Raw genomic sequence first — 13,425 nt, 5'->3', positions numbered from 1 at the left:
ATCGGCACCCGAGTGTGCCCTGTTCCTCCCTCAAGGTGACATCTGCACTCCGGCCGGAATGCTTCCATTGCCCGCGCAGGACATGCTCCAACGTGCCTCCATTCTGGCCGGGGCAGATGTTACCCACCTGCTGTGCGGAGGCATATGCGGCTGTCACCGCAGGCAGCTTTCGCAGGCTGGCATCATCGTTGTGCCGTGGCTGTGCGGCGGCGTGCAGGACATCATACGCGCATGGATGCATGACAATCTAGGGCCGCACATCATGCCCGGCTGCCCGCGCATCCAGCAGCCGCGCTGCCGCGCCAGACAGGGGCAGACAAAACAAACCGTAAAAAGGAGCACCACATGATCATTGCCATCAGCGCTTCCGGACAGTCTCCGGAAAGCGGACTGGATCCCCGTTTCGGCAGAGCCGCAGGGTTTGTGCTGTTTAACAGCGAAACCGGACAGTTCAGCTACAAGGACAACACCCAGAATCTGAACGCCCCGCAGGGAGCAGGCATTCAGGCCGCCATGAACGTGGCCGATGCCGGAGCTTCGGCTGTCATCACCGGCCATGTGGGCCCCAAGGCATTTCAGGCTCTGCAGCAGGGCAACGTGGCGGTGTACCTGACCGACAGCCCCACCGTGCATGATGCTCTGGAGGCTTTCCGGCAGGGTATGCTCCGCCCCGCCGATCAGGCCGACAAACAGGGCCACTGGTAACCGGCGGTCGCACGGCCGCCGCAAGGAGGTCATCATGACAACCATCATTGACGCACGCGGCATGGGCCGCGGTATGGGCCGCAGAGGTCTGTACGCTCAGGACGGCATGCAGCAGGAAACAGCCGCCCCGTTGCAGCCCGGCTGCCGGGGTGCCGGCGGCACAGGATGCGGCATGGGATACGGCAGAGGGCGTTTTGCCGGCAACGGCCGCGGCGGCATGTGCCGCAACGGATACGGCAGGCAGAACCGTTCTGCACAGGGAAGCATGCAACGCCGCCAGCCGCCATTTTACGATGCAGGCTGAACCGGCACGACACCGGCGGACATCCGGCGCATGCCGCATGCCGGAATGAAACACACGGAACAGCCATGAAGCCGTTCCGCACATCAGACACAATACGGCCCCGCATTTCCGCCGGCGGGGCCATGACGAGGAAAAGTATGCATATCGCCATAGCCAGCGGCAAAGGCGGCACCGGCAAGACAACCCTTGCGGTCAATCTGGCCGTGCACGCCGCCCGCAGCGGTCACCCCACGGTTCTGGCCGACTGCGATGTGGAAGAACCCAACGCTCACCTTTTCATGCCGGGCGAACCTGTGATGACACTGACGCATTCGCTGCCGGTACCCGCCGTGGACAAGGCCAAATGCCTTGGCGACAGCTGCCGCAAGTGTGTCGAAGAGTGCCGGTTCAAGGCTCTTACATGGATGAAGGGTGTCATGGCCTTTTCAGAACTGTGTCACGGTTGCGGGCTGTGCATGATGATATGCCCTTCCGGCGCCATCACGGAAACCACACGCCCCGTGGGCACCGTGGAAATACGCACACCGCAGCTGCCCGTACCCGCCGGTGCCTCCGCCGGTGCGGCCGCCCTTACGCTGGTTTCCGGCAGAATGAGAATTTCAGAAGCCATGGCACCGCCGCTCATACGCGAAGTAAAGCAGCAGGCCCACGCCGTTTCTGCCGGCACCCCCAACGGACTCACTTTCTGGGACAGCCCTCCCGGCACATCCTGCCCCATGATATCCACCGTGGAAAACGCCGACTACAGCGTGCTGGTGACCGAACCGACGCCTTTCGGACTGCACGACCTGCGCCTTGCGGTGGAAACGCTGCACACGCTCGGCAGACCCTTCGGCGTGGTCATAAACCGCGACGGCATGGGCGACGGCCGCGTGCGCGAATATCTGGACAGGCACCGCATTCCCCTGCTGGGCACCGTACCTCACTCGCCACAGGCGGCACAGGCTGTTTCTTCGGGCAGGCTGCTCATTGATGCCGTGGACGGCATGACAGGCTGCTTTGACAGACTGCTGCATACCGTGCTGCGGCATGCACACAACGCGGCGCAGCACGGACAGGAGAAGACCGCATGAAGGAAATAATAGTCATCAGCGGCAAGGGCGGCACAGGAAAAACATCCGTCACCGCGGCGCTGGCCGCCACCGGGCCGGTCAAAGTACTGGCCGACTGCGATGTGGACGCCGCAGACCTGCATCTGATTCTGCAGCCCGAAGTGCGGCGCACTGTCGATTTTTATGCCGGACAGCTGGCTTCCGTTGACCCTCTGCTGTGCATCGGCTGCGGGTCGTGCGCCGACCACTGCCGCTTTGATGCCGTAACGGTGGCAGCCGACGGCAAATGGCAGATACGGCCCGAATTCTGCGAAGGCTGTGCGGTATGCCTGCACGTCTGCCCCGCGCAGGCGGTCACCATGAACGACCGCAAATGCGGGCAGTGGTTCGTTTCGGACACGCGGCACGGGGTCATGGTGCACGCGGCACTGGGTATCGGGCAGGAAAATTCCGGCAAACTGGTCACCACCGTACGCCGCGAATCCGCCGCCATGGCGCACAAGGAAGGCGCTCAGGTACTGCTGACCGACGGACCTCCCGGCATAGGATGTCCGGTCATTGCCTGCATGAGCAATGCCGACATGGCCCTGCTGGTGACGGAACCTTCTGTTTCGGCACTGCACGATCTTGAACGCGCGGTGCAGCTTGCGCGGCATTTTTCGCTTCCATGCGCCTGCGTGCTCAACAAAAGCGACGTGCACCGGCAAACGGCCGATGAGGTACGGGCTTTCTGTCTGGAACACAAAGTGCCCGTACTGGCCGAACTGCCCTACGACACCGCCGTGACGCAGGCGCAGCTGCAGGGCAGAAGCATAACCGAAACCGACCCCGACCGATGGCGGCCGGTGTTTGAAAATCTGTGGACAACCATGCTGGATATGCTTGAAAATCCGGCCCCCCGCGCAGAGACGCACATCCCCGTCATGCAGCGGGTGGCGGGCTAGACATCCGGCTTGCGTATTCATTACTCCAAGGAGAAACCCATGAGTGAATCTTGCGGTTGCTCCGCCGGTGGAAACTGCTCCTCCGGCGGATGCCATGAAAACAAATCGCCTGAAGATCTGAGGCTGGAAAGCTCGGTGTCGCGCATCCGCAACAAAGTTGTGGTCATGTCCGGCAAGGGCGGCGTGGGCAAAAGCACCATTGCCGCAAACATTGCCGTCTCGCTGGCTCTGGCCGGTCAGAAGGTGGGCCTGCTGGACGTGGACGTACACGGCCCCAGCATTCCGCGTCTGCTCGGTCTGGATAAAGCCGAAATTCGCATGGAAGAACGCTCGCTGCTGCCCGTGCCGTGGAACGCCAACCTGTCCGTCATGTCTGTGGGCTTCATGATTCCCGACCCGCAGCAGGCTGTCATCTGGCGCGGCCCCGTCAAAATGGGCTTCATCAAACAGATGCTTTCAGAAGTTGCGTGGGGCGATCTCGACTTTCTGGTTGTCGACTGCCCTCCCGGCACCGGCGACGAACCGCTGAGCGTGCTGCAGCTGCTGGGCACCGACGCCCGCGCCGTTATTGTGACCACCCCGCAGGCGGTGGCCGTGGACGACGTGCGCCGCTCCATCGGCTTCTGCCGCGAGCTGGGCAACCCCATTGCCGGTGTTGTCGAAAATATGAGCGGCTTTGCCTGCCCGCAGTGCGACCATGTGGAACCGCTGTTCGGGCAGGGGGGCGGCGAAGCGCTGGCAAAAGAAACCAATGTTCCGTTCCTGGGGGCTGTGCCTGCCACATCTCTTATGAGCCGCTGCGGCGACAAGGGTCTGGTATTTGTGCAGGCACAGCCCGAAAATCCCGTGGCCGAGGCCATAGGCCGCATTGTCAAACCGCTGCTGGCGCACGCGGGCACCCTGCATGAACGCGAAGGCGCAGTGCCGGCACCGCAGGCCGAAGGCACCGTAAAGGTGGCTCTGCCGCTGGCCAACGGCAGCCTGTGCCAGCATTTCGGCCACTGCGAACAGTTTGCCATTGTTACGGCTGACACCACGGCAAAAACCGTGCTGGGTACCGAAAACATCACCCCGCCCCCGCACGAACCGGGCGTACTGCCGCGTTTTCTTGCCGAACAGGGCGTCAACGTGGTGCTGGCCGGCGGCATGGGCGCCCGCGCCCAGTCACTGTTCACCGGACAGGGCATCAACGTGGTTACCGGCATCAGCGGCGGCTCGCCCCATGAGGTGGTCAGCGCATGGATGCAGGGCTCGCTGACTGCCGGAGCAAACACCTGCGACCATTAATCCCTTCTCTTCTGCCTGTTATCCTCTGATCATAAGTGGCCCTTGCGGCCACTTTTTTTATTAGCACTTTTCAGAAAACTTGTTATAACTACAAAAGTTATTCCTTTCTTTGTGCGGGAATATCCGGAATTTCTCCGAAAGAGCTTGCAACAGAAGTTATTTGCTAATAATAACTCATTTTAATAAAAGTTTGCCTGCTCTTCATGGAGCTGTTTTTTTCACCTTTAACCTTGGCGGCTGCGGCTTTACGCCACGACCCGCAAACCGCAAAGGGGGCTCGTATGGATGTCGTCCTGTTGTCACGGCTGCAATTTGCCATAGCCGTTTTTTTCCACTTCATTTTCGTGCCGCTTACTCTGGGCCTTTCCGTGATGCTTGCCATCATGGAAACCATGTACGTGCGCAGCGGCAATGAAGTGTACAAACGTATGGCCAAGTTCTGGGGCAAGCTGTTCATCATCAACTTTGCACTGGGAGTTGTCACCGGCATCACGCTGGAATTCCAGTTCGGCACCAACTGGTCGCGCTATTCCGAATATGTCGGCGACATTTTCGGTTCGCTGCTGGCCATCGAGGCGACCGTCGCTTTCTTCCTTGAATCCACCTTTCTTGCCGTATGGCACTTCGGGTGGGAAAAAGTATCCAAAAAAGTTCACCTGTTCGCCATCTGGGCCGTGGCCATTGCCAGCAACATATCCGCCCTGTGGATCATCCTTGCCAACGGCTGGATGCAGAACCCCGTGGGCTATGTGCTGCGCAACGGCCGTGCAGAACTGGACAGCTTCTACGAAGTGCTGACCAACGTATTTGCGTGGGGCCAGTACTTCCACACCATTTTCGCCTCATGGATGCTTGCCGGTTTCTTTGTGCTGGGTGTTTCCGCATGGCACATCATGCGCAAGAACGAGCTTGATTTCTTTAACCGCTCCTTCCGGCTGGGCGCAGTGTTTGCCCTGCTGTTCGCCGTGCTGGTGGCTGTACAGGGCCACAACCACGGCAACACCGTGGCCAGACTGCAGCCGGCCAAACTGGCAGCCATGGAATCGCACTGGGAAACCAAGGCAGGCGCTCCCATGTACCTGCTGGTACTGCCCGATCAGGAAAACGAAAAGAACGCCATCGAAGCCTTTGGCATTCCCAATGTGCTCTCGCTGCTGGCATTCAATGATCCCAATGCCGAAGTGCTGGGGCTGAAGGAATTCCCCAAGGAAGACCGTCCGCCCGTGCTGCTGACCTTCCTTTCGTTCCGGCTTATGGTCGGTCTGGGTACGCTGTTCCCCATTCTGGCCGGTCTTGCATGGCTGTGGCGCAACAAACTGGAACAGAAGACATGGCTGCTCAAAGCCCTCATCTACACCATTCCGCTGCCGTACATCACCATCATGGCAGGCTGGAACGTGGCAGAGGTGGGCCGCCAGCCGTGGATTGTCTACGGCATGATGCGCACATCAGACGCGGTGTCGCCGGTACCTGCCGCTTCAGTGGCCACATCCGTCATCGCCATGGTGATCATCTATTCATTCCTCGGCATTCTCGACATTTATCTGTTGAAGAAATACGCCAGGAAAGGCCCCCAGCCCGCCTAGGCGGAAGGGATAACCTGAAGAACCAGTACACCAGAGGAATTAGAATATGTTGGAAACCACATGGTTTGTTATCTGGGGTGTTCTCTGGGCCATCTACTTCATGCTGGACGGGTTCGATCTCGGCATGGGTACGCTGCTGCCCTTTATCACAAAAAATGAAACTGAACGGCGCACCATCTACAATGCGGCCGGTCCTTTCTGGGACGGCAACGAAGTGTGGCTGATCACGGCCGGCGGGGTTACCTTCGCCGCATTTCCCAAAGCGTATGCGGTGATGTTCAGCGCGCTGTATGCCCCGCTGTTCATTCTGCTTTTCGCACTTATCTTCCGCGCAGTCTCGTTTGAGTTCCGCAACAAGATAGATTCCGACGGCTGGCGCAAGGTATGGGACGTGTTCCAGTTCCTCGGCAGCGTCGTACCCGCCCTGCTGCTGGGCGTGGCCTTTGCCAACCTGTTCATGGGCATTCCCGTGGATGCGGACGGCGTGTACCACGGCACACTGTTCACGCTGCTTAATCCTTACGGACTGCTGGGCGGCGTGCTGTTTGTGCTTATGTTTGCCGTACACGGCGCACTGTGGCTGGCCATCAAGTCCACCGGCATGATTCATGACCGCGCCATCGCCGCCGCACGGGGTCTGTGGCCCTATCTGCTCATCGCTGCGGTGGCCTTTCTGGCCGCCACGGCCGTATACACCGACCTGTACAGCAACTACCTCAGCTTCCCGCCGCTGCTGGTGGTGCTTTTCCTCGCCGTGGGCATGATGCTCACCACCCGCTTCTTCATCCACGGAGAATCGGCCGGAATGGCATGGATATGCAGTTCTGTGACTATAGTGTGCGTGACGCTGTTCGGTGTGCTGGGCATGTACCCCGCACTCATTCCGTCCAGCCTTGATCCGGCTTACAGCGTGACCATAGCCAATGCGGCATCCAGTCCGCTGACGCTCAAGATCATGCTGGGTGTTTCGCTGACCTGTGTACCTGTGGTCATAGGCTATCAGGCATGGGTGTTCTCGGTGTTCTCTTTCAAGATCACCGACAAGGATCTGGAATCGCCCCACGCCTACTAGTCCGGCACCTTTAAACAACAGAACGCCCCGCACCGCGGGGCGTTTTTTTATGCCCGCACGCACCTGATACAGAAAAGCACGCAGGCATACCGGACAGCACAGGAACTGCCGGAAAACAAACGCCAGCCGGGCAGAAAAGCTGCTCCGGCAGTAACGCGCATCAGCCCGCGGTGCGCCATCCGCCGGAGCATGGAGCCCGTGCGGGAATGGAGGCCGTCAGCGCAGCCCGTTTTCGGGCGGCGGCACATCGCCGTTTTCCGCCGAAGCGCTGCGCGGAGGAAAGCGCATGATGAACCGCGCCCCGCCGCCGTGAACATTTTCCGCCGCGGCAGTTCCGCCGTGCAGCATCATGCAGCGTTTCACCTTGCACAGGCCCATTCCCACTCCGTCGCTGCGCGAGGTGAAAAACGGATCAAACACATACGGCAGCGAGTCCCGCCCCATACCCCTGCCGTTGTCCTGCATGACCAGCCGCGTCCATCCGTCTTCGTGGCTTACGGACACCGTCACCTTGAGCGCCCTGTCCGTGTGCGCAAACCGGCGGGCGTTGTCATACAGCTCGTCCAGCAGCAGGCGCACAAGATCGGGATACACAACGCCCATGCCTGTACAGGCATGCAGCACAATGTCCGCCTCGTCCGCTTCTGCCAGCCTGTCCGCCGCCCAGCCATGCAGCAGGGCATGCCAGTCGACGCGGTGCAACACTCCGGCGGAGATTGCCGCAAAAGAGGAAACTTCCGCCACCATGGCTTCCAGCCGCAGAGTTTCTTCCCGGATGACATCCAGCATTCTGCCCAGTGCAGGCTCGCCGGAATGCTGACGGATGAGCATACCCGCAACGCCCCCTATGACCGTGGCCGGATTGCGCACCTGATGCGCCACAGCCTGAGCCAGCAGGCGCAGGGCTTCCTCGCGCTCGCGCTCCAGCCGCAGCTTTTCCCGATAAATGCGCCGTTCGGCATCATGCATGCGCGCAAGTTCGGTCATATCCTGAAAAAGCAGGACAATACCGGCAACACTATCCTGTTGTCTGATGAAACAGGAAAGCACTCCAAGCTCGCGGCGACTGCCCGCCGGATCGACAAACGGCACAGACCGGCTGAGAAATTCCAGTTCATTGTGCACCACGTCCACTATGACCTGATTGAATTCCAGATTATTGCCCTCCGCCATGAACACTTCCGCCCAGCCGCGGCCCTGCAGTTCATGCGGTGCGATGCCCAGCATGGCGGAAAGCGCCGGATTGGTGCGGGCTATGTTTCCGTCACCGTCCAGAATCATCAGGCCCACGGGCATACGTGTCAGAATGGTCTCCACAAAAAGCGGGTTGGCAGGCAGCACGGGAATCCTCCTTCCTTTTCGGCACCCCGGTCTGTGACCGTGACACCAGCATATCACAGCGCCACAGCACAATACAGACCGCAAGCGGCAAAAGAAGGCCCGCGGCAATGTTGCCGCGGGCCCTGATATGTGCAGTGCCGGACCGCCGTCTGCCGGCGGCATACCACATCAGCGTCCCGTCAGTTCAAGACGTCCGTCGATGAGGTCGGTGATGACACCGGGATCCGAAAGCGTGGAAGTATCGCCGAATTCACTGGTTTCACCGGAAGCGATCTTGCGCAGGATACGCCGCATGATCTTGCCGCTGCGCGTTTTGGGCAGCCCGTCGGCAAACTGAATGACCTCCGGCGTGGCGATGGGACCTATTTCCTTGCGCACCCATGTACGCAGTTCGGCGCGCAGTTCTTCAGACTCATCCTCGTCAGCCGCAAGAGTGACATAGGCATAGATGCTTTCGCCCTTCACAGCATGCGGCATGCCCACCACAGCTGCCTCCGCCACGGCGGGATGCGCCACAAGAGCGGACTCGACCTCTGCCGTTCCCATACGGTGACCGGACACATTGATCACGTCATCAAGGCGGCCCATGACCCATATGTAGCCATCTTCATCAACCCGTGCACCGTCGCCTGATTCATACATGCCTGCAAAACGCTCGAAATATGTCTGTCTGAAGCGTTCCGGATCGCCGTACACGCCGCGCAGCATGCCGGGCCACGGTCTGCGGACAACCAGATAGCCGCCCTGATTGGCTTCCACGGCATTGCCTTCGGCATCCACCACCGCGGCGTCAATGCCCGGCAGGGGAAACGTGGCAGACCCCGGTTTGAGCGGCGTGGCGTAAGGCAGAGCGGAAATCATGATGCCGCCCGTCTCTGTCTGCCACCAGGTATCCACAATGGGCAGTTTTCCGCCGCCGATATAGTTGTGGTACCACATCCATGCCTCGGGGTTGATGGGCTCGCCCACCGAGCCGAGCACACGCAGCGATGAAAGATCATGCTTCTGTGTCCACTCCACGCCTTCCCGCATGAGCGAGCGTACAACTGTAGGAGCGGTATAAAAAATATTGACGCGGAATTTCTGCACGATATGCCAGAAACGGTCCGGTGACGGCCATGTGGGTACGCCTTCGAACATCAGCGACGTGCCGCCCAGCGCCAGCGGCCCGTACACAATGTAGGAATGTCCGGTAATCCAGCCGGCATCCGCCGTGCACCAGTAAACATCGTCATCCTGCAGGTCGAACACCCACTGCGTGGTGTGGGCGGCATAGGTCAGATACCCGCCGGTGGTGTGCACAACCCCCTTGGGCCGTCCCGTGGAACCGCTGGTGTACAGAATGAACAGCGGGTCTTCCGATTCCATCTCTTCACAGGGACACACGGCATCCAGTTCGGGGTCGGCAGCCAGTTCGTCCCACCACAGGTCGCGGCCTGCCTCCATGGGAATATCAACACCCGCACGGCGTACCACAATGCATTTTTCCACGCTGGGACATTGGCGCAGGGCTTCGTCCACATTGTTTTTCAGCGGAATACGACGTCCGGCACGCAGCACGGCATCGGCCGTAACCAGCACTTTCGCCTCGCAGTCCTGAATGCGGTTCTGCAGACTGACGGCCGAAAACCCGGCAAACACCACAGAATGCACTGCCCCGATACGCGTACAGGCCAGCATGGCAAAGGCCAGTTCGGGAATCATGGGCATATACAGCGACACCCTGTCGCCCTTTTTAACCCCCAGAGAACGCAGCACCGCTGCAAAACGGCATACTTCATCATGCAGCATCTGATACGTGTACACACGCACGTCCTCTTCCGGCTCGCCCTGCCAGATGATTGCCGCCTTGTTGCGTCTGCCGCGTGTCAGGTGCCTGTCAATGCAGTTGTATGCCACATTAAGCCTGCCGCCGGAAAACCACCGTATGTCCGCCTGCTGCATGTCGGCGTCCAGCACCGAATCAAACGGCCGGAACCAGTCCAGCAGCTTCACCGCTCTTTCGGCCCAGAAGCCTTCGGGATCTTCGTCGGCCCTGCTGCACAGTTCGCGGTACTGTTCCATGCTGCGTACGTGCGCGTTGTCGCGTCGGGCAAAAGGCGGTTCGAACACTCTTTTTTCATCCAGCATGCTTTCAATATTGGTCTGGCTCATACGGGTCTCCTTCTGCCTGACTATGTATTCGGGGTTTTTCTTACGGCAAAAAAAACATACCGCTGGCTCAACGTATACACCGCCTGTGCTTGTGTGCGAAGACTGACAGACCCTCTTTTCGGTGAACGGTCGATTACGCCCGTTCAAATTGACTTTATGCCTTTCACCGTGAAAATATGGCCCGTGAATGGTCCTTACGCCGCAGCCGGCGGCGCAACCTTCTACGCACGCGGGGTGAGATGTGAATTCTTCCGTTCTGGAGCAGATGTTCAAGCCCACATCCATTGCTGTCATCGGCGCCACAGACACTCCCGGACAGCCCGGCCGCATTGTCATGGAAAACCTGCTCAAAGGGGCTTTTCTGGGACCGGTGCTGCCTGTCAATGAAACCCGCGAGCCGGTCATGGGGCTGGAAAGCTACAGCGAAATAGACACGCTGCCCATCACCCCCGATCTGGCCATCATCTGCACAGACGCAGACAGCACGCCTTTTTATCTTGCGGAGCTCGGCAAACGCGGCACACAGGCTGCCGTACTGCTTTCGCACGGGTATTTCCGTTTCGACAGAGACAGACGCGAGGTGCAGCGCGCCACCGTCATGGATATTGCGCAGGCTCACGGCATGCGCATTCTGGGCCCCAACTGTCTGGGCTTCATCAACCCTTCCGTAGGCGTCAACGCCAGTCTGGCCCACCGCGAAGCGCTGCCCGGCAGAATAGCTTTTGTCTCGCAATCCGATTCTCTGTTCACCTCGGTGCTGGACTGGGCGACCTCGAAAGGCGTCGGTTTTTCACATTTCATTTCACTGGGAGACAGGTACGACATCAACTTCGCGGATATTCTCGACTACCTGAACAACGATCCCGGCACCCGTGCCGTTCTGCTGTATCTTGAAACCATATCGGGAGCGCGCCGTTTCATGTCCGCCGCCAGAGCGCTGGCCCGCAACAAGCCCGTGCTGGTGATGAAGTCGGGCAAATCGGAAGCGTCAGCCACTGCGGCCGCCGCACATTCCGGCATGCCTCCCGGCTCGGACGATGTATACGACACCGCTTTCCGCCGAGCGGGCATGCTGCGCGTGTTCGACATCGACAGCCTGTTTGACACCGTGGAGACACTGGCCCGTGCGGCACCGCTGAAAGGTGACAGGCTGGCCATACTGACCAACGGGGGCGGGCCCGGATTTCTGGCCACCGACGCACTGCTGGCTGGCGGAGGGCGTCTGGCGGAACTGAGCGAAGAAACCTGTCAGACACTGGACAACGAACTGAAAGGTGACTGGTCGTACTGGAACCCGCTGGTCATCAAAAGCGGCGCCGACGCCGACATGTACGCCCGCACCCTTAAAGTGCTGCTGGATGACAAAAGTCTGGATGCAGTGCTGGTCATGCACGTGCCAAGCATTTACGCCGACAGCGGACAGGTGGCCGAAGGCGTTGTGCGCGCGTGCCGCAGAACCAAAAAAGCCGTGCTCACCAGCTGGCTGGGAATAGATGATGCAGCAGGGGCCCGCAGCACCTTCCGCAAGGCGGGGCTGCCTTCGTTTTTCACGCCCGACAACGCCGTGCGTGCGTTTCTCAATCTGGTACAGTACCGCCGCAACCAGGACCTGCTTGTGGAAGCGCCTCCTTCTCTGCCCGACACATTCCAGCCTGACGTTTCACGCGCGCGTCTGGTGGTCAACGAAGCTCTGGACCAGCAGCGTCAGGTACTGACAGTAGCCGAAACTACCGGCATTCTGAAAGCGTATGGCATAAACATACCGGAAACACGCACCGTGCCCGACGTACACGCCGCAGTGCGTGCCGCGGAAGAGATGGGCTATCCCGTTGCGCTCAAGGTGGAATCGCCGGACATCCGCCGCAAGACACTGGCCGGCGGCGTTGCGCTTGATCTGGAGTCCGACGGTGATGTGCTGGAGGCTGCTTCGGCCATGATGCAGCGGCTGAAAACCCAGATGCCCGCCGCACGCATCACCGGCTACACGGTGCAGCGCATGTGCCGCAGGGCCACCGCCCTTGAGCTGATGGTCGAAACCGCCACCGACCCCGTATTCGGACCGGTGGTCCGCTTCGGTCAGGGCGGCGCAGGCGCCGATCTGGCACAGGATGTCAGCACCGCTCTGCCGCCGCTCAACATGAATCTGGCACGCGAGGCGGTTTCGCGCACCAGAGTGGCCGCCCGTCTGCACGATGCCGCCGGCCGTCCGCTTGTCGATGTTGATGCCGTGCACCTTGTACTGGTCAAGGTTTCGCAGCTCATCATCGACATACCCGAAATATTTGAAATGGAAATCAACCCGCTGTTTGCAGATGAAGACGGCGTGGTGGCGCTGGATGCGCATGTGCGCATAGCCTGGTCTACCGCCACAGGCACCGAACAGCTGGCCATCCGCCCGTACCCCCGCGAACTGGAGGAGTGTGCCCGTCTCAAGGACGGCTCGGTGGTCGACCTGCGGCCCATCCGGCCGGAAGATGAACCTGACCACTGGGAATTCATTGAACATATGAGCCCGCAGGACAGAAGGTTCCGCTTTTTCGGTAACGTGGGCACCCTGCCCCGTTCCGAGATGGTCAAGCTGACACAGATAGACTACGACCGTGAAATGGCATTCATTGCCAGAGGACAGGCGCCGGAAGGCGGGCTGAAAACTCTGGGAGTGGCCCGTGCCATGATAGCCCCCGACAACTCCCGCGCCGAATTCGCAGTGGCCGTACGTTCCGACCTGAAGCGCGCAGGGCTGGGCAGGCTGCTGATGGATAAAATCATCCGCTATCTGCACAGCCGGGGCACAGGCCGCATAGTGGGCGAAGCGCTGGCGGACAACAAAGGCATGACGGAACTGGCGCGGGCTCTCGGTTTTACCGTCACCAAAGACTTTGATGAAGACATCTACCACTTTGACATGGCGCTGGACGGCACACGCCTTACTCCGCGCGACGCAGCCCCGGACACATCCGCCGACAGCACCTGCTGACCG

11 protein-coding genes are annotated in these 13,425 nt (G+C 60.1%); 9 read left to right on the top strand and 2 right to left on the bottom strand.

Going from position 1 to position 13,425, the window contains the following annotated elements:
* The first annotated feature begins 82 nt into the window (after positions 1-82).
* The 8 genes from H586_RS20710 to cydB all read left to right on the top strand — a co-directional run bounded on the left by H586_RS20710 (position 83) and on the right by cydB (position 6,950).
* Positions 83-349, top strand: coding sequence for a NifB/NifX family molybdenum-iron cluster-binding protein (locus tag H586_RS20710; RefSeq protein ID WP_155891402.1), 267 nt, complete (start codon positions 83-85; stop codon positions 347-349).
* Complete coding sequence (locus tag H586_RS0113665) at positions 346-705, top strand: NifB/NifX family molybdenum-iron cluster-binding protein (protein WP_011368945.1); 360 nt, start codon at positions 346-348, stop codon at positions 703-705. Before H586_RS20710 ends, H586_RS0113665 begins: the two co-directional genes overlap by 4 nt.
* Positions 706-739: 34 nt before the next feature.
* Complete coding sequence (locus H586_RS0113660; RefSeq protein ID WP_027182338.1) at positions 740-1,009, top strand: hypothetical protein; 270 nt, start codon at positions 740-742, stop codon at positions 1,007-1,009.
* A gap of 122 nt (positions 1,010-1,131) precedes the next feature.
* Positions 1,132-2,082: a nucleotide-binding protein gene (locus H586_RS0113655; protein WP_234702968.1), complete on the top strand. Its 951-nt coding sequence runs from the start codon at positions 1,132-1,134 to the stop codon at positions 2,080-2,082.
* Positions 2,079-3,005: an ATP-binding protein gene (locus tag H586_RS0113650; RefSeq protein ID WP_011368948.1), complete on the top strand. Its 927-nt coding sequence runs from the start codon at positions 2,079-2,081 to the stop codon at positions 3,003-3,005. The genes H586_RS0113655 and H586_RS0113650 overlap by 4 nt, the downstream gene beginning before the upstream one ends.
* A 39-nt stretch (positions 3,006-3,044) precedes the next feature.
* Positions 3,045-4,292: an iron-sulfur cluster carrier protein MrpORP gene (locus H586_RS0113645; RefSeq protein ID WP_011368949.1), complete on the top strand. Its 1,248-nt coding sequence runs from the start codon at positions 3,045-3,047 to the stop codon at positions 4,290-4,292.
* A gap of 281 nt (positions 4,293-4,573) precedes the next feature.
* Positions 4,574-5,878 carry a cytochrome ubiquinol oxidase subunit I gene (locus H586_RS0113640; protein WP_011368950.1) on the top strand — a complete coding sequence of 435 codons (1,305 nt, stop codon included), beginning with the start codon at positions 4,574-4,576 and terminating at the stop codon, positions 5,876-5,878.
* A 46-nt stretch (positions 5,879-5,924) separates the two neighbouring features.
* Entirely contained in the window at positions 5,925-6,950 is a 1,026-nt protein-coding gene (gene cydB, locus H586_RS0113635; protein WP_011368951.1) for a cytochrome d ubiquinol oxidase subunit II, read from the top strand.
* A 216-nt stretch (positions 6,951-7,166) separates the two neighbouring features.
* Here the strand turns inward: cydB and H586_RS0113625 are convergent, their stop codons facing one another.
* Together H586_RS0113625 and acs are read right to left on the bottom strand one after the other, a co-directional pair.
* Positions 7,167-8,291 carry a sensor histidine kinase gene (locus H586_RS0113625; RefSeq protein ID WP_027182336.1) on the bottom strand — a complete coding sequence of 375 codons (1,125 nt, stop codon included), beginning with the start codon at positions 8,289-8,291 and terminating at the stop codon, positions 7,167-7,169.
* 168 nt (positions 8,292-8,459) lie between these two features.
* Positions 8,460-10,445, bottom strand: coding sequence for an acetate--CoA ligase (acs, locus tag H586_RS0113620; RefSeq protein WP_011368953.1), 1,986 nt, complete (start codon positions 10,443-10,445; stop codon positions 8,460-8,462).
* Positions 10,446-10,686: 241 nt separating this feature from the next.
* Here acs and H586_RS0113615 point away from each other — a divergent pair, with 241 nt between their 5' ends.
* Positions 10,687-13,422 carry a bifunctional acetate--CoA ligase family protein/GNAT family N-acetyltransferase gene (locus H586_RS0113615; RefSeq protein ID WP_027182335.1) on the top strand — a complete coding sequence of 912 codons (2,736 nt, stop codon included), beginning with the start codon at positions 10,687-10,689 and terminating at the stop codon, positions 13,420-13,422.
* Positions 13,423-13,425 lie beyond the last annotated feature (3 nt).

The organism is Oleidesulfovibrio alaskensis DSM 16109 (genome assembly GCF_000482745.1).
Classification (GTDB): domain Bacteria; phylum Desulfobacterota; class Desulfovibrionia; order Desulfovibrionales; family Desulfovibrionaceae; genus Oleidesulfovibrio; species Oleidesulfovibrio alaskensis.
This window is presented reverse-complemented; position numbering and strand designations above follow the sequence as displayed.